We start from the raw sequence: 25,660 nt of genomic DNA, 5'->3' as shown, positions 1-25,660 counted from the left end.
GATCACCTCGGCGTTTCGAGATACCGGCGCAGCGCGTCGGCCGCGGGTTCGGGTTCGAATCCGGTTGCGCGCAGCTTCGCGAGGTCGAATTCGCTGTGGGCGGGGCGAGGGGCGACGACGCGTCCGGCGTCGGCGAGCTCGGCGGCGTAGTCGGCTGCGGTCGTGGCACGCACGCGGTCGGGGTCGTGCCCGGTCGCGGTGAACACCTGTCGCGCGAGGTCGTACCAGCTGACGACGGGCCCGCCGTTCGAGAGGTGGTAGACGCCGTACGGGGCGTGGTGGTCGAGCAGGTGACGGATGCCGCGGGCGAGCTCGTCGGCGAACGTGACCCGCCCGGTCTGGTCGTTCACGACGGCGGGGTCGACGCCCTGCTCGGCGAGGCGTCGCATGGTCCGCACGAAGTTGGGTCCGTCGCCGACGACCCAGCTGGTGCGCACGAGGTAGTGGCGGGGCACCTGCCGCACGGCGAGCTCCCCCGCGGCCTTCGATGCGCCGTACACGCCGAGCGGTGCGACCGGCTCGTCTTCGCGGTGCGGATGACGCAGCCCGTCGAACACGTAGTCGGTCGAGACGTGCACGAGCGTCATCCGTCGCCGGGCGGCGACCTCGGCGAGGGCGGCGACGGCGGTGGCGTTGACGGCCCACGCGTCGGCGCGCCCGGCGCCCTCGGCGGCGTCGACGGCGGTGTACGCGGCGGCGTTGACGATGGTGCCGACGCCCGACCAGTCGTGGGAGCGGACGGCGTCGGCGGAGCCGAGGTCGAGGTCGTCGCGGCCGAGGAAGCGGATCGCCCCGGCGCTGCCGTCCGCTGCGGCATCCGCTTCGAACGACGCGCGCAGCGCGCGGCCGAGCTGCCCGTTCGCGCCGACGACGATGGTAACGAGCGGCGGCACGGGCGCCGCGTCGGCGATCGGCGGGTTGGCGCGGTCCTTGTCGGAGAGCACGGCGCGCTCGAGGGGAACGGGCCACGGGACGCCGAGGTCGGGGTCGCCGAGGGCGACGGCCGAGTACGCGGCATCCGGCGACCAGTGGTCGTTGACGAGGTACGTGTAGGCGGTGTCGGGTTCGAGGGTCTGGAACGCGTTGGCGACGCCGCGCGGCACGAAGACGGCCACGCCCGGGCGCAGGTCGTGCGTGACCACGCGGCCGAACCCCGGCCCGGGTCGCAGGTCGACCCACGCGCCGAACGCGCGGCCGGTGGCGACGCCGAGGTACTTGTCCCAGGGTTCGGCGTGGAAGCCGCGCGTGGTGCCGACGGCGGCGTTGAACGACACGTTCTGCTGCACGGGCCCGAGGTCGGGCAGGCCGAGCGCCGTCATCTTCGCGCGCTGCCAGTGTTCCGTGAACCAGCCGCGCGCGTCGCCGTGCACGGGCAGGTCGACGACGAGCAGCCCGTCGATGGCGGTCTCGTGCACCGCGAGCGGCGCGGGGGCGGCGCTCACCGGCCGATCTCCGAGTAGCGCGCCTCGGTGGGCGCCTTCTGCGGCGCCCACCAGTCCTCGTGGTCGCGGTACCAGTCGACGGTGCGCGCGAGCCCCTCGCGGAGGTCGGTGTACCGCGGGGTCCAGCCGGTCTCGGTGCGGAGCTTCGTCGCGTCGATCGCATACCGCAGGTCGTGGCCGGGCCGGTCGCCCACGAGGTCGTACCCGTCGCGGGGCCGGCCGAGCAGTTCGAGGAGGGTCTCGACGATGTCGAGGTTGCTCCGTTCGCCGTTCGCGCCGATGAGGTAGGTCTCGCCGATTCGGCCGCGCTCGAGGATCGCGAGCACGGCGCTGTTGTGGTCGTCGACGTGGATCCAGTCCCGCACGTTGCGTCCGGTGCCGTAGAGCTTGGGCCGGTCGCCGCGGAGGAGGTTGGTGATCTGCCGTGGGATGAACTTCTCGACGTGCTGGTGAGGGCCGTAGTTGTTCGAGCAGCCGCTGATCGTGGCGCGCAGCCCGTAGCTTCGCACCCAGGCCGCGACGAGCAGGTCGGATGCCGCTTTCGTCGACGAGTACGGGCTCGACGGCCGGTACGCGGTGCGCTCGGTGAACCTCGCGGGGTCGTCGAGCTCGAGGTCGCCGTACACCTCGTCGGTGGAGATGTGGTGGAACCGGAGGTCGCGGCGGCGGGCCGCCTCGATGAGGGTGAACGTGCCGACGATGTTGGTGTCGACGAACGGTCGAGGCGCCGCGAGGGAGTTGTCGTTGTGCGATTCGGCGGCGAAGTGCACGATCGCGTCGGTCGCGGGGTCGAGTGCCGCGGTGAGGTCGGCGACGAGTTCGGCGTCGGCGATGTCGCCGCGCACGAACCGGAACCGCTCGGGCGGGAGGCCGCCGAGTGAGGCGAGGTTGCCGGCGTAGGTGAGCTTGTCGAGCACGACGACGTCGTGGTCGGTGTTCGCGAGGGCGTGGCGAACGAAGTTCGAGCCGATGAAGCCGGCGCCGCCGGTGACGAGGAGGGTGCTCATGCGTCCCTCCCCTGGTCGACGAGGCCGAGGAGGTAGGCGCCGTACCCCGACTTGCCGATCGCCTCGCCTCGCTGGCGGAGGTCGCCGTCGGTGAGCCAGCCCTGGCGCCACGCGACCTCCTCGGGTGCGCCGACCTTCAGGTTCTGCCGGCGTTCGATGGTGCGGACGAACTCCGAGGCGTCCGACAGCGAGTCGAACGTGCCGGTGTCGAGCCAGGCGGTGCCGCGCGGCAGCACCTCGACGTGCAGCCGGCCCTGGGCGAGGTAGGCGGCGTTGATGTCGCTGATCTCGTATTCGCCGCGCGCCGACGGTTCGAGCGACCGCGCGAGGCCGACGACGTCGTTGTCGTAGAAGTAGATGCCGGGCACCGCGTAGGCGCTCTTGGGTTGCGCCGGCTTCTCCTCGATGGAGATTGCGCGCCCGTCGCCGTCGAACTCGACGACGCCGTAGGCGCCCGGGTCGGCGACGCGGTAGGCGAACACGGCCGCGCCGTCGAGGCCTCGGAACCGTTCGAGCCGGGTGCCCATCCCGGGCCCGTAGAAGATGTTGTCGCCGAGGACGAGGCAGACCTCGTCGTCGCCGATGAAGTCGGCGCCGATGACGAACGCCTGCGCGAGTCCGTCGGGGTGCGGCTGCTCGGCGTACTGCAGCCGGATGCCGAATCGGGTTCCGTCGCCCAGCAGGCGGTGGAACTGCTCGGCGTCGTGCGGGGTGGTGATGACGAGGATGTCGCGGATGCCGGCGAGCATGAGGGTGCTCAGCGGGTAGTAGACCATGGGCTTGTCGAAGACCGGCAGGAGCTGCTTGGACACGCCGAGGGTGATCGGGTGCAGTCGCGTGCCCGATCCGCCGGCGAGGATGATGCCCTTCATGGTCCCGATCCTGCCGGTCGCCGCCCGCTGTGGCCACGGTCGGACGCCGATGGCTCCGGTGCCGGGTGCACCGGGGTCGCGCGGCCCACTCAGTACGCTCCCTGTGCGCGCAGGACGGCGCGGGCGGTGCGGTAGAGGATCACGAGGTCGCCGGTGAGCGACCAGTTCTCGACGTAGTAGAGGTCGAGTCGCACGCTGTCGTCCCACGAGAGGTCGGAGCGACCCTGCGTCTGCCAGAGGCCGGTCATGCCGGGGCGGACGAGCAGGCGGCGGCGTGCCCAGTCGTCGTAGAACACGACCTCGGAGGCGAGCGGCGGGCGCGGGCCGACGAGCGACATCTCGCCGCGCAGCACGTTGATGAGCTGCGGCAGCTCGTCGAGGCTGTAGCGGCGCAGCACGGCGCCGATGCGGGTGACGCGGGGGTCGTTGCGCATCTTGAACAGCACGCCGTTGCCGTCGGTCCGGGCGGCGAGCGCGGGCAGTTGCGCTTCGGCGTCGATCACCATCGACCGGAACTTGACCATGTGGAACCGCTCGCCGTTCAGTCCGACGCGTTCCTGCGAGAACATGGCCGGTCCGGGGCTGTCGCGCCGCACGGCGATGGCGATGAGGAGGAAGACGGGGCTCAGCAGCACGAGCAGGGCGGTGCCGACGACGAGGTCGAAGGCGCGCTTGGTGACGTACTTCTGGCCGGTGAAGGCGGGGTAGTCGACCTGGATGAGCGGGAGGCCGGCGACCGGGCGGGCGTGGATGCGCGGGCCCGCGACATCCGTCAGCGCGGGGGCGACGACGAGCGTGGTCGACGACCGCTCGAGTTGCCAGCCGAGTTCGCGCATGCCGCGCGGGTCGATGGTGTCGGCGCCGGTGAACACGACGGTGTCGGCCTCGACGGTCTGCAGCACGCGGTCGAGGGCGCTGTAGTCGCCGAGCACGGGGATGCCGGGGGCGATCTGGTCGGGCGAGCCGCCGTGCTCGGTGACGGCGCCGACGATCTCGATGCCGGTGACCCCGTCGCGGGCGATCTGCGCGGCGACGTGGGCCGACTTGAGCCGTTCGCCCATGAGGATGGCGCGGTGCACGTAGCGTCCGGCGCGGCGTTGCCGGGTGAGCCACTTGCGCCAGGCCCACCGGCCGGCGACGAGCAGGGTGAGTCCGACGGGGAACGCGACGAGCACGTACGCGCGGCCGATCTCGGAGCGGAGGAGGAAGGCGAGCACGGCGAGCGCGGCGAACACTCGCACGGTGGCGTCGGCGATGCGGCGGTACTCGGCGGTGCCGGCGCCGATGATGGTGCGGTCGCGGGTGGCGAAGATCGAGAGGGAGAGGAACCATCCCACGACGAGCACGGCGGAGACCACCGCGTAGCTGACGATCGCGAGTGGTTCCTCTCCCGCGCCGGGGATGAGCAGGGGTTCGCCACTCGTGCCGAATCGGATGAACTGCGATCCGTACACCGCGAACACGATCACCGCGAGGTCGGTGATCAGCAGGCGCTTGGCGTAGGCGCGCTGCCATTCTGCGACCGCCTCGGCAGGGGTGATGGTCTGGGGCTGCCGAGTGAGCGTCATGCTTCACCTCCGGCACCGACCCGGTTTTCGGGTTTCCGGACCGGCGCTTCCCGGCGCTGGGTACGCCGGGCACGGTCAGGCTACCCCCGGCGGATGCCGCATGGAGAGAGGTCTCCGTGAAGTCACCCCCGAACTGGGGAAGCCTCACTTGGGGATGGCGGATGCGTCGTGGGCGCGGTCGGCGGCGGGGTAGCGTGGCCGGATGTCCTCGCCGATCCGGCTCCGCGTGGTCATGGCGGTCTACGCCGTGGCGCTCGTCGTCGTCGGGTTCCTGCCGGTCCCGGTCGACCGGGGCGCGAGCCCGGTGATCGCCGAGTTCGTGCTGTGGATGCAGCGGTACGTGATGCCGTGGTTCTCGTACGAGGTGGTCGAGTTCACGGCGAACGTGCTGTGGTTCGTCCCGTTCGGCCTCCTGGGGGTGCTCGCCACGGGGCGCCGGTGGTGGTGGCTGGTGCTGCTGGCGGGCGCCGCGGTGAGCACGGCGATCGAGGCGGGCCAGTGGCTGCTGCTGCCCGAGCGCACGCCGACCCCGCTCGACGTGGTCGCCAACACCGTCGGCACGGCGGTGGGCGTCGCGATCGGGGTCGGCTGGATGCTGCGCCGCGAGCGGCGGCGGGCCTAGGGGCGCCCGAGGCCCTGGTACCGCCATCCGGCTGCGCGCCATGCGTCGGCGTCGAGCGCGTTGCGCCCGTCGATGATCACGGGGGCGTCGACGAGTTCGGCGGTCGCGGCGGGGTCGAGGCCGCGGTACGCGCGCCATTCGGTGACGAGGACGACGAGTTCGGCGCCGCGCAGTGCTTCGGTGGTGTCGGCGACGTAGTCGAGCTGCGGATGCCGCTGGCGGGCGTTCTCGATGCCGTGCGGGTCGGTGGCGATGACGTGTGCGCCGAGGCCCTTGAGCTGCACGGCCACGTCGAGTGCCGGGGAGTCGCGCACGTCGTCGGATTCGGGCTTGAACGTGACGCCGAGCACGGTGATGCGGCGCTCGTTGACGGAGCCGTCGAGCAGTTCGTGGGCGAGGTCGACGACGCGCTGCCGGCGACGCAAGTTGATGGCGTCGACTTCGCGGAGGAAGGCGACGGACTCGGCGAGGCCGAGCTCTTCGGCGCGCGCGGTGAACGCGCGGATGTCCTTGGGCAGGCAGCCGCCGCCGAAGCCGACGCCGGCGTTGAGGAAGCGTCGGCCGATGCGCGCGTCGTGACCGATGGCGTCGGCGAGCTGGGTGACGTCGGCGCCGCTGACCTCGGCGATCTCGGCCATGGCGTTGATGAAGCTGATCTTGGTGGCGAGGAACGCGTTCGCGGCGACCTTGACGAGTTCGGCGGTGGCGTAGTCGGTGACGATGCGGGGGGTGCCCGCGTCGATGGCGGTGCGGTACACGTCGTCGAGCACGGATACCGCGAGCTCGTCGCGGACCCCGTAGACGAGCCGGTCGGGCTCGATGGTGTCTTTCACGGCGTAGCCCTCGCGGAGGAACTCGGGGTTCCACGCGAGGGACGCGTGCGGTGCGGCCTCCGCGAGCCGTGCGGCGAGGCGGGCGGCGGTGCCGACGGGCACGGTGCTCTTGCCGACGACGAGCGCGCCGTCCTTGAGGTGCGGGATGAGGGCTTCGAACGCGGCGTCGACGTAGGTGAGGTCGGCGGCGTCGCGGCCGTGCGCCTGGGGCGTGCCGACGGCGACGAAGTGCACGTCGGCGTCGGCGGCATCCGCGATGTCGGTGCTGAACCGGAGGCGCCCGCTGGCCGACGCGGAGCGGAGGATCTCGGGCAGGCCGGGCTCGAAGAACGGCGGCTTCGCCGCCGACAGGTCGGCGATCTTGCGCTCGTCGACGTCGATGCCGACCACGTCGTGGCCGAGGTCGGCCATCGCCGAGGCGTGCACGGCCCCCAGGTAGCCGCACCCGATGACGGAGATTCTCATGCGACGCGTCCTTCCACGTTGTGTCGATGGGGTCCCGCGTCGGCGATCACGCGTCGATCCCCGCGGCGAGCTCCTTGATCCACGGACGGAGTTCCGCGCCGAGGTCGTCGCGGTCGAGGGCGAGCTGGATGGGGACTTGATGTAGTCGAGCCGGTCACCGGTGTCGTAGCGACGGCCGCGGAACACGACGCCGAGCACCTTGCCCTCTTGGGCGAGCACCTGGAGGGCGTCGGTGAGCTGGATCTCGCCGCCCTTGCCGGGTGGGGTCTCTTCGAGGATGTCGAAGATCTCGGGCTGCAGTACGTAGCGGCCGATGATGGCGAGGTTGGAGGGCGCGTCGGCGGCGCTGGGCTTCTCGACGAGTTCGGTGACCTTGACCACGTCGGGGGTGCCGGTGGGCTCGACGGCGGCGCAGCCGTAGAGGTGGATCTGAGAGGGGTCGACCTCCATGAGCGCGATGACGGTGAGGCCGTGACCGACGCACTGGTCGAGCATGTGGGTGAGCAGGTCGTCGCGGGCGTCGATGAGGTCGTCGCCGAGCAGCACGGCGAAGGCCTCATCGCCGATGTGCTTGCGGGCTCGGAGGACGGCGTGGCCGAGCCCCTTGGGGTCGCCCTGTCGGACGAAGTGGATGTCGGCGAGGTTCGAGGAGTGCATGACCCGCTCGAGCTTGGCGGCGTCGCCCTTCTGCTCGAGGGTGTGCTCGAGTTCGGTGACGCGGTCGAAGTGGTTCGCGAGGGCGTTCTTGTTGCGGCCGATGATGACGAGGACGTCGTCGAGTCCGGCTTCGACGGCTTCCTCGACCACGTACTGGATGGCCGGCTTGTCGACGACCGGCAGCATCTCCTTCGGCATGGCCTTGGTGGCGGGCAGGAATCGGGTTCCGAGTCCGGCTGCTGGGATGACGGCCTTGGTGATGACGCTCATGTGCGGTGTGGTGCTCCCCCGGGCGACGGCCGCTGCGATGCGGCCGGGTGCTCTCGTTGCTGGTGCGCGCTGGAGTGGACGGGCGCGCGCGGCCCGTGAACGTGCGAAGGGCCCGCATCCCTGCGGATGTCGGGCCCTTCGTCGGGTCAGCGCCTGCGGCGCGTTCCCGTGATCAGGCGTTGCCGCGGTTGCGGCGCACCGTGGTCATCACGGCGATGAGCGCGGCGCCGAGCACGAGCGCTCCGCCACCGACCCAGAGCGCGAGCACGGGCAGGTCGAAGCCGGTGCTGGCGAGGTCGTCGCCGCTGCCGCCTCCGGCGGTGTCGGACGGCGCAACGGTGAGGGTCGCCGTCGCGACGACGCCACCGGCGGTCACGGTGATGGTGTAGGTGCCGGGCTGGGTGGCGGAAGCCTGGTACGTGACCGAGCCGGAGGCGTCGGTCGGCTTCGAGGCCGTGGAGGCCTTCAGCACAGCGAGCGTCACGGCGTCGGGCGCGGTGGCGGTCGACGGCGTGTTGGCCGGCAGGCCGGTGAAGGTGAGGCTGACGGCCTCACCGGGCGCTGCGGTCACAGCCGGCCCCTGCGTGGTGTAGCCCGCCTCTTCGGCCTGGGCGGCGGCGGGTACGGCGAAGAGCGCCACAGCGGCGAGCGCAGCGGTCGCGAGTGCCTTGCGAATCATGTGTAGGGTCCCCCTGGTTCGGTCGACTCGGTCACGCGCATGTGCGCGCTGGCATAAATGGGTGCCGCCTCTTCCCCCCTGAAACGGCACTGTCTCACCATAGGGCGTTCTCACAGGTAAGCGCTAGTTGTGACGTTGCGTTCGTGTGAATCGTAGGTGTCGATTCGATAACGGTGTCCCCCATTCCGAGGACATCGGCGAGGAAGCCGAACGTGTACGTCGCGCTCTGGCCCGGGGCAAGCTCCAAATCGACGCCACTCAGCGTGTACCCCGAATCGGAGGTCGGGTGATACGGAACGAGCTCTCCGCCTGATTCCACGCCCAAGTTGTAAGCGCCTGGAGGGCCGTAGACGTGGATCGAGGTGCGAATGTTGCCCGGGCTCACTCCGTACCTGCCTCCGCCGGTTACATACTCCGGCAGTGATGAGCCTGCATCCGCTGGGGCAGTGTTGGTGAGGGTCACCGAGACGGCCGCGTTGCGCCGCCCATCGTCGCGGCACATGACGCTCCCGGCTCCGAGCTCGACATCGAGGTACGCGCTCATCTTCGAACCGGTCATGTCGTTGAGGTACACCCCCAGCCGCATCTCGTCTTCGGTGGAGACCGGGCGCAATCCGGCGAGCGTCGTGGGCTGCAGGAGTTCCTGTTCCTCGGGAACTGCCGACCAGATGAGGACTCGTCGTTCGGATCCCGCCTGGGCGAGCGCCGAGATGAGCGCCCCCGGGTCCGCCCCCTGCTTGACGGCGTCCATGACCGCGACCGTCGCGCCCGCGAAGAACGCATCCTGGTCGTTCGGGTCCGGATACCGCGCATACACGTCGGAGAGCAGCAGGCGAACCGCGTTCTCCGCGTCGAGCACGTCTCCTGTGGGCAGGGTGATCGGCCCGGTGGCGCGCAATACGTAGCTGAGCGTCACGGGGTCGAGCGCGACGACCGCCGAAGGCGCCTGGCCCGTCTCCCTGCGCCACATCTCGGATGCGATGGACGCGGCGGTCGGAAAGTCGGGTGTGAACGTCACGTCCTGCACGTATCGAGCGGTGTTGTCGCCCCACAGCGCGCGCGTCTCGACGGGCAACTCGACAACGGGCGGGTCGTAGCGCGGAAAGTCTCGCGACGACCGCTGGGCGCCCAGGTCGAATGTTCCGCCGTCGGTTCGCACCACGGCGAGGGCACCGGGAATTCCTCCGAGTGACCGAAGCTCTGCGTTGTTCTGGAAGAGCAGCAACACGTCGCGCTGTCCTTCGGCGCCGAGAAGTGCGGGGCCGAGGGTCAGCGAGCGCGACAGAGCGTCGAGCGACTGATCGGTCTCCCCCAGGAGCTCTGTCAGCTCGGTTCGAGCCGCGGCAAGCGGACCGATCACGTCTGCGTCGGCGACGCGCGGCTGCGTCATGGTGTCATGCGCAGCAGCGACCTCCTCGGCCGCGCCGGCGACGATCGGCTGAGCGTCGATCAGGGGTTGCAGCTCGATCCGTCCACCGGCCGGCGAGAACATCGCCGGATCCAGCCCGGCTGCCTGCTGCGCAAGGGGCACGACCGCTCCCGACGCCACACGGTCGACGGATGCCGCGGCCTCCCGCAACACCATTAGGTTGGCGCCGATGCCAGGCGTCAGCTCGACGACGCGCCAGACGGGGTCACTCGTGAGTTCCGCAGCCGACGCGGCATGTTCCGCCAGCGCTTCCGCGTCCTTCTGCGCTGTCTCGAAGTCTTGAGCGGTCATCGCGGCTTTGGCGGACTCGGCAAGTGGCACGGCTCGAAGCAACTCGCTCGAGGCTAGAAGTCCTCGAATGCCAACCCAGACACTCGCAGCGATGGCCGCGAGAAGCACGGCCGAGATAACGAGCGCAACCCGCGGCGCCGCAGGTCGTCGCCTGCGAGGCTCAGCCGCCGGCGTCGCACGCACAAGCTTTTCGAGGTCAGTCATCTCGCAACGCTCGCCGTCGATGCAGAACTGCCGTGCGCGACCGAGAGATACTCGGCCAATTGAGTGAGATGATCCTTCGGCTGGAACCCGCTCGATTCGATCCGCGTGAGGTCGAGCACACTCCAGCGCGGACGCGGAGCAATCGGCTCCTCCATCCCCTCGAAGTACTCGGCGGTGCTCACTGGCGTTACTCGCGCCGGATCGTGCCCGGTGAGGGCGTAGACCTGGCGGGCGATATCCGCCCAACTCATTGGTTCGCCGCTTCCCGTGAGATTGTAGATGCCGTACGGAGGACGGGTTTCGGCAAGGTGCCGAATGCCGCGAGCGAGCTCCTTTGCGAACGTCAATCTCCCGACCTGATCGTCGACGACACGAGGCGCGACTCCCCGTTCAGCAAGATTGGCCATCGTGCGCACGAAGTTCTTGCCATCGCCGATGACCCAGCTCGTGCGAACGATGTAGTGCTTCGGTACGGTGGCCGCGACTGCGTCACCGGCAGCCTTGGTCTGTCCGTAGACGCCGAGCGGTGAAACGCTGTCCTCTTCGGTGTAGGGAACTGCAGCTGCCCCGTCGAACACATAGTCGCTGCTCACATGAATCATCGTGATGTCGTTGGCGGCGGCGATCGCCGCGAGGCGTGATACACCCGCGACGTTCACAGCCCACGCTCGAGTGCGACCAGCCGATGTCATCGCCGCGTCGACAGCCGTGTACGCGGCAGCGTTGACGATGGTTTCGTAATCTCTCCAGTTGCGCGCGCCGTCCAGATCGGCTCGGGTCAGATCGAGGGCACTCCGGTCGGCGAACTCGACGGAGGCGTCGTTCGCGTATTCGGCCTGCAGCGCACGTCCAAGCTGTCCGTCTGCACCGATGACGAGGGTCTTCTTGGCCGGGATGCGACGTACCTCGTTGAGGCGAGGATGCGCCATGTCCTTACTTGAAAGTTCCGCCTGGCCAAGAGGTATCGGCCACGCGATGTTGACTGTTTCATCGGCCAGGTTGAGGAAGGTGTACTGTGCGTCGGGCGACCAGTGGTCGTTGACGAGGTAGCTGTACACGGTGTCAGGCTCCAGTGTCTGAAACGCGTTGCCCACGCCGCGAGGCACGAAGACGGCCGTCGAGGGGTCGAGCTCCGCGGTGAACACTGCACCGAACGTCGCACCTTCCCTGAGATCGACCCACGCCCCGAACACCCGACCAGCCGCGACGGAGACCAACTTGTCCCAAGGCTCAGCATGAATCCCGCGGGTGGTGCCCTTCGACCGGTTGAAGGAGACATTGTTCTGCACAGGACCGAAGTCGGGCAGACCGGCAGAAGACATCTTCTCTCGCTGCCAGTTCTCCTTGAACCAGCCGCGGCGATCGCCGCGCACGGGAAGGTCCCACATGACTAGACCAGGGATAGGGGTGGCAGTTGGCTTGAGAGGCTTATCGAACTCAGTCACTCACTGGCCCTTCGCGGCGTAGAAGCGTTCGGTGGAATCCTTCGATGGCGCCCACCACGATTCGTTCTCGCGATACCAATCGATCGTGGCAGCCAACCCTGCATCAAAGTCACGAAACTTCGCGGACCAGCCGAGTTCGGTACGGAGCCGGGTAGGGTCGATCGCGTAGCGGAGGTCGTGGCCGGCCCGGTCGGCTACGTGATCATAGGCCTTCGCGTCCTGACCCATGAGCGTGAGAATCCGCTCGATGACGGATCGGTTGTCCTGCTCACCATCTGCGCCGATCAAATAGGTCTCACCGATCTGGCCCCGATCGAGGATGGCAAGGACGGCCGAAGAGTGATCGTCGGCGTGTATCCAGTCTCGGACATTCTCGCCGCTGCCATAGAGCTTTGGACGCTCGCCGCGCAGCACGTTGGTGATCTGTCGCGGAATGAACTTCTCGACGTGTTGGTAGGGGCCGTAGTTGTTCGAACAGTTGCTGATCGTCGCCCGGACACCGAACGACCGCACCCAGGCTCGAACTAGGAGATCACTGCTGGCTTTGGTCGACGAGTATGGGCTCGACGGGTTGTACGGTGTGCTCTCCGTGAACCGCGAAGGGTCATCGAGTTCGAGGTCTCCATAAACTTCGTCGGTGGATACGTGGTGAAAACGGACGCCGTGGCGACGCGCCGCCTCCAGGAGGGTGTATGTGCCGAGAATGTTGGTCTCGATGAATGGCCAGGGATCATGAAGTGAGTTGTCGTTGTGAGACTCTGCCGCAAAATGAATAACGGCATCAACCTGGGCGAACAGGCTGTCAACGAGGGACATGTCTCGAATATCACCTTCGATGAAACGGAATCGGTTGTCAGGTAGCGACTGTAGGGACGACAAGTTGCCGGCATAGGTCAACTTGTCGAGCACCGTGACATGGTCTTCGGTGTTCGCGACGATATGGTGCGTAAAGTTCGATCCGATGAATCCCGCTCCACCAGTTACTAGGAGCCGACGCATCAGATTCCCCGCTCCAGCAGGTCGAGCAGATACGAGCCATAGCCCGACTTCCGCAGCGCGTGCGCTCGTTCCCGCAGATCCTCATCGTCGAGAAAGCCCATCCGCCATGCAACTTCCTCTGGTGCCCCAATCTTCATCCCGGTGCGCCTCTCCATCGTGCGGACATACTCAGCCGCATCGGTCATCTGGTCGAATGTCCCAGTATCTAGCCAAGCAGTCCCGCGCGGGAGCACCTCGACCCGCAGGGCTCCTTGGTCGAGGTAGGCGCGGTTCACGTCAGTTATCTCATACTCGCCGCGGCTAGACGGGCGGAGCCCCCGGGCAATCTCGACAACAGAGTTGTCGTAGAAATACAGTCCAGGCACCGCAAAACTGCTCTTCGGTTGGCGCGGCTTCTCCTCGAGCGAAATCGCTCGTCCATCGTCGTCGAACTCAACGACTCCGTAGGCAGACGGTTCGGCTACCCAATAAGCAAAAATCGCGGCGCCGTCAATTTCCGCGTACTTTTGGAGCTGGGTACCAAGGCCGGGGCCGTATAGCAAGTTATCGCCGAGAACCAACGCGACCTTGTCGCGACCCACAAAATCCGCACCGATAGTGAACGCTTGGGCTAGCCCATCGGGCGACGCTTGCTGTGCGAATCGTAAAGATACCCCGAACTTCGACCCGTCCCCGAGCAGCCGTTTGAACGAGGCCGAGTCATTGGGTGTCGTGATAACAAGGATATCCCGAATTCCCGCCAGCATCAGCGTCGACAAAGGGTAGTAGATCATCGGCTTGTCGTAGACCGGCACCAATTGCTTGGATACCCCCAGCGTGATTGGATGCAAACGAGTGCCCGACCCGCCTGCCAATATAATACCCTTCATTGAGACTCCTTACCGTCTACAGCGCATCCAGCTGTCCTCCGCCCAGTTCGAACTGGCCGGCTGCAGCTCGGGAACAGGGGCGCTATCCTCCTATCGCTTATGCAGCTCCCCCGGATCACCGCGCGGTGTTCCCCGTGCAGTCGATCGAACGAGTGACCGACCCCTGAGGCCGGTCGAACTTCGGTCGCGTTTAAATATGACCAGCCACACGGCGATAGCGATCAGTGTAGGGGCGACCACATTAGTCGCGTCCCCACGTACAATGTTCACTCCGCGCAGCATGATCACTGCACCTAGAATCCAAACTTCCGCCGAGGCTGAGGAGAGGAGGCGTTCACAGATCGCCGCGACCGCGACTAGTATCAGCCCCGCAACAAGACCCGCGCCCATCCCAAAATTCAGATAAGCCTCGCCAACGAGACCAGCGGTCGTCTCCGCGCCAGTGAGATGGTATCGCTCAGGCGTTACGGTGAGGCTTGACAAAACGTTCCCAGGCAATGGCTTGCTGGGCCATATGGCTCGCGGAATGAACGCGCCAAGTGCGGCCACGTAAGATGCGCCGTACGCCGGGTTGAACTCAGAGCCGATAATGGCCGCGAGCGCGTCAGCTTGGGAGAGATCGGTGCTCGCAAAGAAGGACTCAGTCGCCGTGAAATCGCGAAACTCGCCAAGGTACCAAGCGCCGCCCAAAACGACTGCCGCGGCGGTTGCGACCATGGTCACTAGACGGATCCCATCTCCAGCCAATGTGCCGCGTCGGCTCCCAGCCAACCGCCAAACCAGTACTGCGACCGGGACAACGCAACTCAGGAAGAGCCCAGAACGGCTCCCAGTCAAGAAGGTCACGACCAGCGCGAGACCCATAGCGGCCAAAATCACAGTTCTCGAAAAGCCGCGAATGTTCAGGAGCGCTACAAGACCGAAAGGGACGAGCACGGGCAGGGCGTAGTAGGCGATCACCGAGAGCAGGTCATCGCCGAACACCGCCTGCCGGAGTCTAAGCGTTTGCTCCACGCCGTGCTCGCCGATGACGCGAATAACAGACCACGTAAGTGCGACGACTAAGGACACAAAGAGGATCGGACGGAAACGCATCGTCGCGACTAAATCCGCGCCGCGCTGTAGAACGTTTCCGTTACGCCCGCGGGCGAGCAGGCTCATCCCGATGGAGAAGATGATCCAGGTCAAGGTGACACTAACGGTCGCGCTCAGTACGACATCCGTCCCCTCAAGGCTGAGCGAGATCGTTGGACTCAAGTACGCACGCTCGGTGGAAGCGACAGCAAGTAGGTCAGCTGGGTACGTGATGAGATACACGGTGCCTAGCAAGGCGGAAGCGAACATACGGTGCCTATACCACGCAAACACCTGCAGTCCGCCTACTAGAAGTAGGAGGACCAGAACACTCAGCGCGAAGCCCACGGCTTGTTCCCTCCGACGACAAGCCCGGTCAGGATTATCGTCCCAATCAACCCGTTCTCCGACGCGAGCACTACTCCCGGGGGGAAATCGAATGTGAGCAAGACAAGGAGGAGTGCGGTACCCGCCACTCCGGCGACATAGGGCAGCCAGTTCATTTGCAGTACATGGGCAATCCCCGACGCGAACCCGATGGCGATTGCGAGGAAGGTTGACGCCGCGATAGACACCGCAGTACCCGCGGACGCTGAAACTCCAATTGCGAGGGTTGTGGCGACGACCCATGCGGGAAGCATTGCTAATCTCGCCCGAACGACGATACCGACGAGCTTCGGCCGGATTTCGTCGCGATGAGCGAACAGGCGCTGAACAACGAAGAATCCGACAAAGCCCTGTGCAGCTGAGTAGATGACCAAGCCGATATGCCATGTATCGAACTCGGGCGATTCAGCCAAAGAAGCGCGGAGCCAGGTCGTATCGTTGCGGTAAAAGAGAGCGGCGATCGTTCCGAGGCCGACCCAAAGAGCTTCAACTGGAGGTTGGAGTAGCGACAGGTGGCCCGCTGGTCTGGCAGGCGCGTGGGTCCTACTTATGAAACGAGCTTGGATCGGCAGTAGCGCGGCGGATAGCACCATCGGAAGCGAAAGTGCTAATCCGGCGGCGGCGGGGGTCTCGTCTCCAACGAGCGCAAATGCAGCAACGCCAAACAACAGAACAACCGCTCGTGTCGCTTGGAAAACCTGATACTTGAGTCCGCCACGCTCCCGCAAGACGCGACTGGCCTGCGCGCCGAGCGTCAGGCCAATACATGCCCCACCTGCGGTACAAACAACAGACACGGCGAACGCGTTCTGCAACTGCGCGCCCACGCCGGTCAGAAGGACGGACAATGCAGCGGCGACGAAGTGCGCTAGTGGGCGCCGGTTACTCCGGGGGGCGACCTGGACAACGCTCGACTGTGCCGCTTGCATGCCCACGACGTAAGCCACGACTGCGATGACAGCGTTGCTATCCAACCCCCAAACCAGAGGGACGAGGAGCGCCGCCGATATTGCCGCCCAGCTGAAGGCAGCTAGGACGAGGCTCGCACTAAATCGCATCAGCGTCGACGGATGCAAGAGGGGCGCGAGCTACCGCACCCGGGGACATAGATCGAATGATGAGTGCACCCGAACCTATGACGCAGCCTTCACCGATCGTCAGAGCACCGGCGACCGTCGCGCCAGCATAGATTGTGACGCCATCACCAATCGACGGATACATCCCTGCGCGACTCGACCCGATCGTTACGTGCTGGTACAGAGTCACGCCCCTGCCCACGCGAGCCCCCCGCCCAATGACGATGCCGACGGGATGGGGAATGTTGATCGGTCCGAGGAAAACAGCGCCTCTAGCCACGTCGCAACTGAAGATTGAGACCAGCGCCCACCGACTCAGCAAATGCAGCACTCGATTTTGATGTGACGCGGTTCGAAACAGCAGCGCGGCCACCAGTGACGGATTACCGAGGGCACGCAAAGCCAGCGCTCGAACGGGCCTGCCCTCGTAGTGAAACCGAACATCCTCACGCCAACTCGCCAAGAGCGACCCGCTCATCGATCGAGCACCTGCCAGTACGCTTGCTGAAGATCGACTGCGCACGCATCCCAGCTTCTCTGCGCCGGACGCCGGCGGACGCCAACCCGGCTCATCGCCTCATCGATCGCCTCAGCGGGCTGAAGCACGAGATCGCACGGGTCGAGGCGCGGCGTGTCCTCCCCCAATGTGTCGAAGATGTAGCTGTGCTTGGTCGTGATGAGTGGCAACCCCAGTGCAGCAGCTTCGATGTCAGCTTGCGATTCCACCTCGAACCATGCGGGATTGATGTATGCACGAGCGCTACCGAACACCTGTGGCAAATCAGAATGCTCGACCCTGCCAAGGTAGTCAATCTGCTTTGAGTACCGTGCAGCGAGACGTTCAAACTCGCTAGCGTATTTCGAATGCCGCTCATTCAGAGCGCCCGCGAAAGCAATGGAGAACCCGCCTTCTAACGCCGCGCGTGCCAACTCAACCGAGTTCTTGCGCGGTTCAATCCGGCCGATGGCCACCAAGTCGCGTTTTGGAGACCCGGAATCTGCGGCCCGGATAGGCGACTTGAAGCTCGATCCGTTACGAACCAGAAATCCTCGAGAACGAGGCGAGAACTCTGCCTCGATTGCCTTGTGTTCACTTTCCGTCATGGGGAAGTACGCGTCCACGGAAGCCAGCAAGTCTCTTTGGAGCGTCAAGAAGCTCCCCGACCGCATAACCGGCCTGTAGTTTCGACGCGCGGCCAGCTTTACCTTCTCTCGGAGGGTTATCGCATTTTCGACACTTAAGCCGAGCGCCTTGGTCTTTCGGTAGAACGTATCACTCCCGTATGAGTACATGGCCTTGACGCCCTCATACGGGTGCCGAATCGTTGAAAGTACAATCTTCGCCCCCGTCGACCGGGCACGTCTGACGTATTCCAAGTTCTCAAGCGGGAGATCGAGATTTACGAGATGGACTACGTCGCTCTTACGCGCGCTCAAGTCTGCCGGCGAGGTCACGACCTCGCATTTCCAGCCGCGCGCCGCAAGACCGGCCGCGTAGCGGGTGACCTTCGTGGAGTCTCCGCCCGGCTTCGACATTGCGTCAGCGCGCAGCGCGAACACTACGGATCCTGTAACCATACTCAGGGCGTCCTAGGCGGCGGCCTCTGGCGCAAAGACCGCTGAGGCCCATTCGGATTGCGCTCGCAGACCGGCTTCCAAGCCGAATGCCGGCTGCCAGCCCAGAACGGAGGCGATTCGCGCGTTGTCCCCGCCGGTTCGTGCCACGTCACCGGGCACGGCAGGGTAGCGGACAATGTTCAGGGCAGAATCGGAAATCCGTGCGATCGAGTCCAAGACCTCATTCACGGTCACGCTGCTCCCGCCGCAGACGTTGAATACCGAACCAGCGTCATGATCGACAGTTGCAGCAAGGATGTTCGCCTCAACGATGTCGTCGACGAAGGTGAAGTCGCGAACCTGGCTGCCGTCCCCAAACAATGTGATCTCCTCGCCCCTGATTGCTGCCCGAAAGAACCGAGTGAAGGCCATGTCGGGACGCTGCCGCGGGCCGTAAACGGTGAAGAAGCGCAGGGATGTTGTGGGGATCCCGAAATTCTTGGCGTACAGAACGCACAAGTGCTCGGCCGCCAGCTTCGTGACACCATAGGGGCTCATCGGAGACGGCCGCATATTCTCATCGGTCGGGTAGGTTTCCGCGTTACCGTAGACCGAGGATGAGGACGCATACACCAGACGGCGGAGAGAAGGCGTCCGGCGGGCAGCCTCGAGGAGCCGTTGCGTCACAGTAATGTTCGCGTCGGTATACCCTACGAAGTCGTCGCCCCACGACTTCCTTACACCCGGTTGCCCCGCCAAATGGAATACGACATCCACGTCTTGAAGAAGCGCGGCAACGTCCGCAGTCAATAGGTCAGCGCGGATGAGCTCGAAATTGGCGGTTCCCGCTTCGACCAGCGCCGCCGCGTTGGCTTGCTTCAAACTGACGTCGTAGTAGTCGGTGAAGCTGTCGACGCCTCGAACTGTCCACCCGCGCCGCAACAACGCCCGAGTCAGAGTACTGCCGACAAACCCAGCACAGCCAGTAACTAGAGCCTTCACGCGATACCTTCCGATGGTTTGGTCTTCTTCAACAACCGCCGAGCCGAGTTTGAACTAAGCAGAAGTTCGGGGTAACGCCAGTAGAACTTGGCCATCGACGACAGCTCCAACTTCCACGCGCGCAGATTTATCCCGCTGGTTTCGCGCGCCCAACCGTGGACCCACCGGGCGTCTCCGATCAACACAGAACGCCCGCGAGCAAGCGCGTTCCGAATTCCTAGGTCTTTGTCCTCGTAATACACGAAGAAATGCTCGTCCCACGGGCCCAGGGATCTCAAGTGAGTTCGGGTGCCAGCGACCACGGCGCCAATCAGCCAATCAACCTCGCGCTTCTCACCAGCGCCGGCGAAGATTCGGTAGGTGCCGTCCAGACGATCTGGCGCGATCCGGTGCATGATCTTGTGCAGCAGGAGAGGTTGGCCGCGACCGTTGGGCTGCAACGATCCGTCCAAGTTCAGCAGTTGCGGGGAGACCAGGTCATCGGGTGAATCCTCGAGATGATGCCGGAGAACTGCTAGATCTGCGAGATTCGGTGTGACATCTGGGTTCACGAATGCAACGTACTCCGCACGCGAGGCTTCGAAACCCACATTATTCGCCGCGCCAAATCCGCGATTTGTTTCGAGACGGATCACATGAGCTCCCATCTCGGCAGCCACGCCCGCAGAATCGTCGGCAGAATTGTTGTCGACGACAATCCACTCCACCTCCTCAGGAAACGTGAGTCCTGACCAGTGGCGGAGAAGTTGTTCTCGGCTATTGAATGCGACGGTGATGAGTGACCACGTTGGTTTGTTCTGATTCACGATTGACTCCGATGTCCACGTTCGACAATGATTTGCTCCGTCCGACGCAGCCGATTGCTGGCGCGCTCCGACAATGTGAACCGGCCCACGGGTCGCAGCATCAATACGCTCCGTCCGTACCGAACACGGCGCGAGCAGTCCGCCACAAAATCACTACATCGCCAATCATCGACCAGTTCTCCACGTAGTAGAGATCGAGGCGAATCGCATCCTCCCAACTGAGGTTGCTCCTCCCGCTAACCTGCCAGAGTCCGGTCATCCCCGGCGGCAGGAGCAACCGCCGATGCGCGCCGCCGCTGTATAGGGCGACCTCCGCGGCCACCTGAGGGCGAGGCCCGATGAGACTCATCGATCCGTTAAGAACATTCAGCAACTGGGGAAGCTCATCGAGTGAGTAGCGGCGCAAGACTCGACCTACTGGCGTAATCCTCGGATCGTTCTTCACCTTAAACAGGGGCTGCCCGTCCGTTCCCTGCTCGGCGAGAAGTTGTGGAAGTTCACGATCAGCGTTCGGCACCATTGATCGAAATTTCAGCATTTTGAAGGGTTGGCCGTTCCGACCGATTCGTTCCTGCTTGTATAGAACTGGGCCGCGGCTCGACGCCTTCACTAGCGCCGCGATCACCAAGAGGACCGGCGAAAGGACAGCGACCAAGATCGCGGATCCGAGGACGTCGAATGCGCGCTTCGCGAGGAGCTTCCGACCCTCAAACTTCGGTGTCTCGACATGGATGAGTGGGAGACCGGCCACGGGCCGCGTGTGGATTCGCGGCCCTCCGATGTCGATAAGGCTCGGGGCCACCACCAAATGCTCAGCGCCAGGCGTCAGTCCCCAGGAGAGTTGTTTCACCTGCTCAGGACCCAGCTCGTCGGCACTCGTGATAACGACGGTATCGGCACCCAGATCTCGCATCACCGCCAATGCGCTCGAGACGCCCCGAAATGACGGAACATTGATGGCAGCCAACCCTCCGGTAGAAGCACCTGTCGGCACACACGCCCCAATGACGCGGTAACCGGCTTCTGGATGTCGCTTCAATTCGCGGGCGATCGTGACGGCCGAATCTGTGGACCCCACAAGCAGCACACGTGAGACGAACCGCCCCTGACGCCTCTGAACCCCCAGCCATTGACGCCAGAGCCATCGCGAGAAGACCAATACGCTGAGTCCCAGTGGAAAAGCGATGAGGATATAGCCGCGCGCGAGGTCCACCTTCAACAAGAAGGCCACTATCGCTACTACTCCGAACCAGCGGATCGACGCGTCCGCAACGCCACGGTACTCCTGCGTGCCGACGCCGAGGTTACGGTGCTCACGCGTATCGAACAGTTGGAGCGCGACCATCCAACCCGCGATGATCACCAGCGACACCATCATGTAGCTGATTTCGATGTCATTGCGTGAACCGCTGAAGCCAAGTGCCGATTGATCGAGACCGAGCCACGCAAGCTGCACCCCGAACACGACCCAAACGAGAACCAGGGCATCCGTCAAGGCAACCCGCCGAGCAAGCTTGGCAGACCACGTACTCGTGGGCACCCGCGTCAACAGGTAGCTCGGCGCGACCGCCGTCACCATGTGCTTCCTCCATCCGCCGAACGGGCAACCGTCGTGCCCGACCACACCCACACGCCGCCCGCGGTGTCGACCGCGAGCGTCGACGCGCCGGGCGCGGCATCCGTCGTCAGGCACGCGCCGGGCGCAGCCAGCGTGCCCTCGGCAGTGAAGGATGCCACCTGCACGCCGGCGCAGCCGTCGACGCCGGCGAGCAGCACGCGTGCACCGCTGCCCGCAGCCCCCGGCTGCATGGCCACCGCCGTCGCCCCCGCGATCGGATCCGTCGACGCCCACGCGGCCCCGCCGTCGATCGTGCGGGCGAACGACGCGTCGCCGCAGAGCACGATCGCCGCCGAGGCATCCGCTGCCGCCACCTGCGCCGGCTCGGCGCACGGCGTCGAACGCGCCCCGCCCGGAGCGACCACCTCGCCGCCCTCGAGCCGCCACGCGACCGCGAAGGACTCGCCCTGAGCCCAGTCGGCACCGCGAACGAACGTGCGGTACGCGACCGCCTCGCAGCCGTCGGCCGTCGCCGCGAGCACCGACGCCTCGTCGAGCGAGGTCGCCGCGATCGCCGTCGGCGCGCTCGCACCCTCGAGTGCGGCGGGCGACCAGGTCGCTCCCCCGTCAGTCGTGACCTCGACCACGGCCTGCGCCGTCGGACACGCGCCCGTCGCAGCCCGGTACGCCACCTGCGCGTCGAACGCGGCGAGCACGACGTTCACCCGGCTCGCCCCGGCCGGTGCGGGCGGGGTCGTCTCGGTCGGCTCCGGCTCAGGCGTCTCGCCCGCGACCGGCGTGGCGGGGGTGAGCTCCACCGTCGACGGCGCCGCCGCCGCCGAGGCAGGCGACCGGGTCGACGACAGCGCGACCCACACCAGCGCGGCATCGACCACGAGCAACGCGACCAGGCCCGCAATCACCCACCACCGGGTGCCGTACTGCGACGAAGCGGACCAACCAGACCTACGCGGCACCACGACCTCCCGAAGCAGTCGCGGCGAACGCCCGGACCAGCCCGTCGACGGCGACGGTGATCAGGCGCTCCGCCTCGGCATACACCTCGGGTGAGCGGCGATAGGGATCGACGACGTCGTCGTCCTCGGGGCGGGCCGGCGGCACGGCGAGGCCGCGGGACGCCGCGACCTCCTCCACCAGGGCACGCGGGTCGCGCGGGTACGCGAACGCGGGGTCGGCGGCACTCTCCGCCGCCACGAAGTCGGCGATGCGAGCGAACTCGCGATACGTGAACGTTCGCCGCGACGCGCGCGGCGACACCTGCTGCACCGCGGCCCGGTGCTCGCGCGACGCCACCAGCACCAGGTCGGCCTCGTCGATCATGTCGGCGGTCAGCTGCCGGGCGACGTGCGCCTCCGGGTTCACGCCCGCCCGCAGCGACATCTCCGCCGCCTCGGGGGTCATCGCGTGGCCCACCATCGCGTGCGTCCCCGCGCTCGTCACCTCGGCGACGACGCCGGACGCCGCGAGCCGCGCAGCGAGCAGCTGCGCGGCGAACGGCGACCGGCACACGTTGCCGGTGCAGACGGAGAGCACGCGGAAGGTCATGTCGTCGTCACCGCCGACTCCTCGGAGGCGTAGCCGTATCCGTATCCGTAGCCGTAGCGGCCGTAGCCGTACGCGTCGGGGCCCTTCGTCGGCAACATCGTCATGACCACGCCGGAGACGGGGGCATCGACGTTCGCGAGCGCCGCCATCGCGCCCTTCAGCTGTCCGCGGTGCGTTCGACCGGCGGCCACCACGACGATCGAGCCGCCCACGTTGCGCGAGAGGATCGCGGCATCCGTGACCGGCAGCAGCGGCGGGCAGTCGAACAGCACGACATCGAACGACCGGTTGGCCTCGGCGATCAGCTCGACCATAGCGGTCGACCCGAGGAGCTCGCTGGGATTCGGCGGGATCGCGCCGGCCGGCAGCACGAACATGCTGTGCCGGCCCCAACGCTGCACCACGTCCTGCAGGTCGGCGCGGCCGATGAGCACGTCGGAGAGCCCCACCGCGCCCTCGAGACCCAGGTAGTCCGCCTGCTTCGGGCGACGCAGGTCGGCATCGACGAGCAGCACGCGCGCACCGGCATCCGCCAGCGCGATCGCGAGGTTCGCCGTCGTCGTCGACTTGCCCTCGGACTCGACCGAGCTCGTCACGACGAACGACCGGTTCGCGCGGTCGGCGTCGAGGAAGTACAGGTTCGTGCGCAGCGTGCGGAACGACTCGGCCCGCGGCGACCGCGGGTCGGCGTGCACGATCAGCGGCCGCTCGCTCGCCTTCGGGTCGAACACGATGCCGCCGATGATCGGCGTCTCGGTGACGAGCTCGACATCGCGCTCGTTGCGGATGCGGGTGTCGAGGGTCTCGCGGAGCACCGCCAAGCCGATACCGAGAGCGAGGCCGACCAGCCCGCCGAGCGCCACGTTGAGCGGCACGTTCGGACTCACCGGCGATTGCGGCACGGCAGCATGCTGCACGAGCGTCAGACGCACGGGGCTGGTCGGCTCGCCCTCGGGGGTCTCCGAGGCCTCGATCGAACTCACGACGTCGGTGAGGCTCTCGCTCACCGCGGTGGCGATCTGCGCGGCCAGAGCCGGGTCGACATCCGTCACCGTGATCTCGATGAGGGTCGTGTCGAGCGGCGCCGTCGCCGAGACCTGCTCGGCCAACTGCTCACCCGTCAGGTCGAGGCTGAGCTGGTCGATGACCGGCAGCAGCACGATCGGCGTCGACACGAGGTCGGCGTAGGTCTTCACGCGCTGCTGCGTGAACGTGTTGCCCTGCTGGAGCTCGGAGACCGTCGTTCCATTCGAGGTCGACACGAAGACCTTCGCCGACGAGCTGAACTTCGGGGTGGTGACGATGGAGTACGCGGCGCCTGCGCCGATGCCGAGCAGGGTCAGGAGCGTGATGAGCACCCATGACCCGCGAAGGATGCGCAGGTAATCCCGCAGCTCCATATGTGCACCTCTCAGGCCCCGGACAAGGAAAAACGTCGGTCGGCGCTCCCCCCTTGCGCCGCCGACGTCCCCCAATGCTGCCATAGGAGCAAAAGCTGAAACGACGCCGGGAGTAACTCTCGACCCGTCCGGAAGACACGCTTGCACACTCCGACGGGAGGCGCATGTCCGCATTTCGCGGGACTCACGTCCCCCCTTCGGGGGACGAAATCACCCAATACCGCACCTGGTGACCCCTGAATGGGGGATTCGATAACGGTTCTGTAACAGCATCCGCTTCGGTGGAGCTGCGGCGTGTCGGCGGCGCCCAGCCGGGTCGCTAGGGTGAGCGCATGTCCCCCGATCCCGCCGATACGGCGAAGACGCGAACGGATGCCGCCCGCGGCACGCTCGCCATCGCCATCGCCGTCCTCGCCGCGATCGCCCTCACCCTCGCCTTCGGTGCCCTGACCCGCACCGTGGTCATGCCCGCCTGGCTGCAGATCGTGGGGGCCTACCTCGCCGTCTGGATCCCCCTCGGGGTCGTCGTCGCCGCGGCCTGGCGCGCGCGACCCGGCCGCGGCATCCTGGCCACCACCCGCCCGCGCCTCCGCCTCACCGCCATCGACGTGCTCTTCGGCATCGGCATCGGGCTGCTCGCCCGCGGCATCGCCGCCATCGTGCAGGTCGCCCTCACCGGGGTCATGCCCGGCGGCGGCATCCGCCTCGAACTCGACCCCCTCGCCTGGTGGTTCGGGCTGATCCTCGCGCCCGTACTGCTGGCCCCCGTCATCGAAGAACTGTTCTTCCGCGGCGTCGCCCAGCCGGTGGTGACGGATGCCGCGCGCGCCGCCGGCAGCGCACCCCGCACCGCGACCGTGATCGGCATCGTCGCCACCGCCGCCGTCTTCGCCCTCCTGCACACCCTCGACGCCGCCACCCCCACGGGCGCCTGGGTCGTGGCGCTCAGCACCTTCGTCTTCGGGTGCGCCGTCGGCACCCTCGTCGCCGTCACCGGACGGCTCGGCGGTGCCATCGTCGCGCACGCCGTGTTCAACCTGACGCTCGTGCTGCTGCTGGTGTGACGGCGCGAGCTCACCCGACGGTGCGCGGGCTCACCTGACAGCGCGAGCCACCACGGCCGAGAGCATTCGAACGCCCTCCTGACGCGTGTCGGGGTGCGTCACCGACGGCCACAGCAGCGCGACATCCGTCACCTCGGCCACGGCGAACGGCACCGCGAGCCCGTCGAACGCCGGTGCGTCGCGCACGATCGTCACCACGCCGAGCTCGGCACTCTGCTGCACCGGCTTCGGCAACCGCGACGACCTGGCGCAGCACAGGTGCACATCGGCCGCGGCCAACGCGTCGAGCGCGCGTCGACGATGCGACAGCCCGCCGCCGGCGACGGCGATCCCCGCTGCGGCGGCATCCCGCCGCGCCCCGCGGCGCCCGCCGGCCCACAGGCCCTCGACCTGGAACCCCGACTCGTGCAGGTGCCGCACCACGGCCACGAAGAAGGCGCGATCGTGCGCCCGACCGGTGCCGACCAGGCGCACCGGACCGCGCTGATCGACCGGGGCCGGGGTCGACGAAGCGTCGG

The 25,660-nt window shown here is 66.5% G+C and carries 23 protein-coding genes and 1 pseudogene; 2 read left to right on the top strand and 22 right to left on the bottom strand.

The genetic code is table 11. The features are described from left to right. Nucleotides 1-2: 2 nt before the first annotated feature. From M1L56_RS02510 to M1L56_RS02495, 4 genes are all read right to left on the bottom strand, one after another. The gene (locus M1L56_RS02510) at nt 3-1,442 is read right to left on the bottom strand and encodes a bifunctional dTDP-4-dehydrorhamnose 3,5-epimerase family protein/NAD(P)-dependent oxidoreductase (RefSeq protein ID WP_248598025.1); all 1,440 of its coding nucleotides are present in this window, start codon (nt 1,440-1,442) and stop codon (nt 3-5) included. Further along, the gene (gene rfbB / locus M1L56_RS02505; RefSeq protein WP_248598024.1) at nt 1,439-2,449 is read right to left on the bottom strand and encodes a dTDP-glucose 4,6-dehydratase; all 1,011 of its coding nucleotides are present in this window, start codon (nt 2,447-2,449) and stop codon (nt 1,439-1,441) included. Before rfbB (M1L56_RS02505) ends, M1L56_RS02510 begins: the two co-directional genes overlap by 4 nt. Next, nucleotides 2,446-3,321 (bottom strand): glucose-1-phosphate thymidylyltransferase RfbA, encoded by an 876-nt coding sequence (gene rfbA, locus M1L56_RS02500; protein ID WP_248598023.1) that lies wholly within the window; start codon nt 3,319-3,321, stop codon nt 2,446-2,448. Before rfbA (M1L56_RS02500) ends, rfbB (M1L56_RS02505) begins: the two co-directional genes overlap by 4 nt. Nucleotides 3,322-3,410: 89 nt before the next feature. Beyond that, nucleotides 3,411-4,889: a sugar transferase gene (locus tag M1L56_RS02495; protein ID WP_248598022.1), complete on the bottom strand. Its 1,479-nt coding sequence runs from the start codon at nt 4,887-4,889 to the stop codon at nt 3,411-3,413. A 202-nt stretch (nt 4,890-5,091) separates the two neighbouring features. Here M1L56_RS02495 and M1L56_RS02490 point away from each other — a divergent pair, with 202 nt between their 5' ends. Further along, entirely contained in the window at nt 5,092-5,511 is a 420-nt protein-coding gene (locus M1L56_RS02490; protein WP_248598021.1) for a VanZ family protein, read from the top strand. Here M1L56_RS02490 and M1L56_RS02485 read toward each other — a convergent pair. The 17 genes and pseudogenes from M1L56_RS02485 to M1L56_RS02410 form a co-directional block, all read right to left on the bottom strand. After that, complete coding sequence (locus M1L56_RS02485; protein WP_248598020.1) at nt 5,508-6,809, bottom strand: UDP-glucose/GDP-mannose dehydrogenase family protein; 1,302 nt, start codon at nt 6,807-6,809, stop codon at nt 5,508-5,510. The genes M1L56_RS02490 and M1L56_RS02485 overlap by 4 nt on opposite strands. A 46-nt stretch (nt 6,810-6,855) precedes the next feature. After that, nucleotides 6,856-7,736, bottom strand: a pseudogene (galU, locus tag M1L56_RS02480) (UTP--glucose-1-phosphate uridylyltransferase GalU). Nucleotides 7,737-7,908: 172 nt separating this feature from the next. Continuing rightward, the gene (locus M1L56_RS02475; protein WP_248598019.1) at nt 7,909-8,415 is read right to left on the bottom strand and encodes a hypothetical protein; all 507 of its coding nucleotides are present in this window, start codon (nt 8,413-8,415) and stop codon (nt 7,909-7,911) included. Nucleotides 8,416-8,509: 94 nt separating this feature from the next. Then, a complete protein-coding gene (locus tag M1L56_RS02470) occupies nt 8,510-10,339 on the bottom strand; it encodes a DUF4012 domain-containing protein (RefSeq protein ID WP_248598018.1) in 1,830 nt (609 codons plus the stop codon). Further along, on the bottom strand, nt 10,336-11,784 hold the full coding sequence (locus M1L56_RS02465) for a bifunctional dTDP-4-dehydrorhamnose 3,5-epimerase family protein/NAD(P)-dependent oxidoreductase (RefSeq protein WP_308198808.1): 1,449 nt from the start codon (nt 11,782-11,784) through the stop codon (nt 10,336-10,338). The genes M1L56_RS02470 and M1L56_RS02465 overlap by 4 nt, the downstream gene beginning before the upstream one ends. Then, nucleotides 11,785-12,783 (bottom strand): dTDP-glucose 4,6-dehydratase, encoded by a 999-nt coding sequence (gene rfbB / locus M1L56_RS02460; protein WP_248598017.1) that lies wholly within the window; start codon nt 12,781-12,783, stop codon nt 11,785-11,787. Then, nucleotides 12,783-13,652, bottom strand: coding sequence for a glucose-1-phosphate thymidylyltransferase RfbA (rfbA, locus tag M1L56_RS02455; RefSeq protein WP_248598016.1), 870 nt, complete (start codon nt 13,650-13,652; stop codon nt 12,783-12,785). The genes rfbB (M1L56_RS02460) and rfbA (M1L56_RS02455) overlap by 1 nt, the downstream gene beginning before the upstream one ends. 90 nt (nt 13,653-13,742) lie before the next feature. Continuing rightward, nucleotides 13,743-15,074, bottom strand: a complete 1,332-nt coding sequence (locus tag M1L56_RS02450; protein WP_248598015.1) for an O-antigen polymerase — start codon at nt 15,072-15,074, stop codon at nt 13,743-13,745. Further along, nucleotides 15,059-16,060 carry a hypothetical protein gene (locus M1L56_RS02445; RefSeq protein ID WP_248598014.1) on the bottom strand — a complete coding sequence of 334 codons (1,002 nt, stop codon included), beginning with the start codon at nt 16,058-16,060 and terminating at the stop codon, nt 15,059-15,061. Before M1L56_RS02445 ends, M1L56_RS02450 begins: the two co-directional genes overlap by 16 nt. Nucleotides 16,061-16,160: 100 nt before the next feature. Further along, nucleotides 16,161-16,334, bottom strand: a complete 174-nt coding sequence (locus M1L56_RS16190; protein WP_374255822.1) for a hypothetical protein — start codon at nt 16,332-16,334, stop codon at nt 16,161-16,163. 329 nt (nt 16,335-16,663) lie between these two features. Further along, on the bottom strand, nt 16,664-17,749 hold the full coding sequence (locus tag M1L56_RS02440; protein WP_248598013.1) for a glycosyltransferase: 1,086 nt from the start codon (nt 17,747-17,749) through the stop codon (nt 16,664-16,666). A gap of 30 nt (nt 17,750-17,779) precedes the next feature. Then, nucleotides 17,780-18,748, bottom strand: coding sequence for an NAD-dependent epimerase/dehydratase family protein (locus M1L56_RS02435; RefSeq protein WP_248598012.1), 969 nt, complete (start codon nt 18,746-18,748; stop codon nt 17,780-17,782). Continuing rightward, complete coding sequence (locus M1L56_RS02430; RefSeq protein ID WP_248598011.1) at nt 18,745-19,554, bottom strand: glycosyltransferase; 810 nt, start codon at nt 19,552-19,554, stop codon at nt 18,745-18,747. The genes M1L56_RS02435 and M1L56_RS02430 overlap by 4 nt, the downstream gene beginning before the upstream one ends. Nucleotides 19,555-19,654: 100 nt before the next feature. Then, nucleotides 19,655-21,133 carry a sugar transferase gene (locus tag M1L56_RS02425; RefSeq protein WP_248598010.1) on the bottom strand — a complete coding sequence of 493 codons (1,479 nt, stop codon included), beginning with the start codon at nt 21,131-21,133 and terminating at the stop codon, nt 19,655-19,657. Continuing rightward, complete coding sequence (locus tag M1L56_RS02420; protein ID WP_248598009.1) at nt 21,127-22,035, bottom strand: hypothetical protein; 909 nt, start codon at nt 22,033-22,035, stop codon at nt 21,127-21,129. Before M1L56_RS02420 ends, M1L56_RS02425 begins: the two co-directional genes overlap by 7 nt. A gap of 43 nt (nt 22,036-22,078) precedes the next feature. After that, nucleotides 22,079-22,678, bottom strand: a complete 600-nt coding sequence (locus M1L56_RS02415; protein WP_248598008.1) for a low molecular weight phosphatase family protein — start codon at nt 22,676-22,678, stop codon at nt 22,079-22,081. Further along, the gene (locus M1L56_RS02410; RefSeq protein WP_248598007.1) at nt 22,675-24,078 is read right to left on the bottom strand and encodes a polysaccharide biosynthesis tyrosine autokinase; all 1,404 of its coding nucleotides are present in this window, start codon (nt 24,076-24,078) and stop codon (nt 22,675-22,677) included. Before M1L56_RS02410 ends, M1L56_RS02415 begins: the two co-directional genes overlap by 4 nt. 332 nt (nt 24,079-24,410) lie before the next feature. Here M1L56_RS02410 and M1L56_RS02405 point away from each other — a divergent pair, with 332 nt between their 5' ends. After that, nucleotides 24,411-25,142 carry a CPBP family intramembrane glutamic endopeptidase gene (locus tag M1L56_RS02405; RefSeq protein WP_248598006.1) on the top strand — a complete coding sequence of 244 codons (732 nt, stop codon included), beginning with the start codon at nt 24,411-24,413 and terminating at the stop codon, nt 25,140-25,142. A 30-nt stretch (nt 25,143-25,172) separates the two neighbouring features. Here the strand turns inward: M1L56_RS02405 and M1L56_RS02400 are convergent, their stop codons facing one another. Continuing rightward, complete coding sequence (locus tag M1L56_RS02400) at nt 25,173-25,616, bottom strand: hypothetical protein (RefSeq protein ID WP_248598005.1); 444 nt, start codon at nt 25,614-25,616, stop codon at nt 25,173-25,175. Nucleotides 25,617-25,660: the final 44 nt, after the last annotated feature.

Origin of the sequence: Agromyces sp. C10 (assembly GCF_023217995.1) — a bacterium.
Lineage (GTDB): Bacteria > Actinomycetota > Actinomycetes > Actinomycetales > Microbacteriaceae > Agromyces > Agromyces indicus.
Note: the sequence above shows the minus strand (reverse complement) of the source record. Positions and strands in the feature narration are given on the sequence as shown.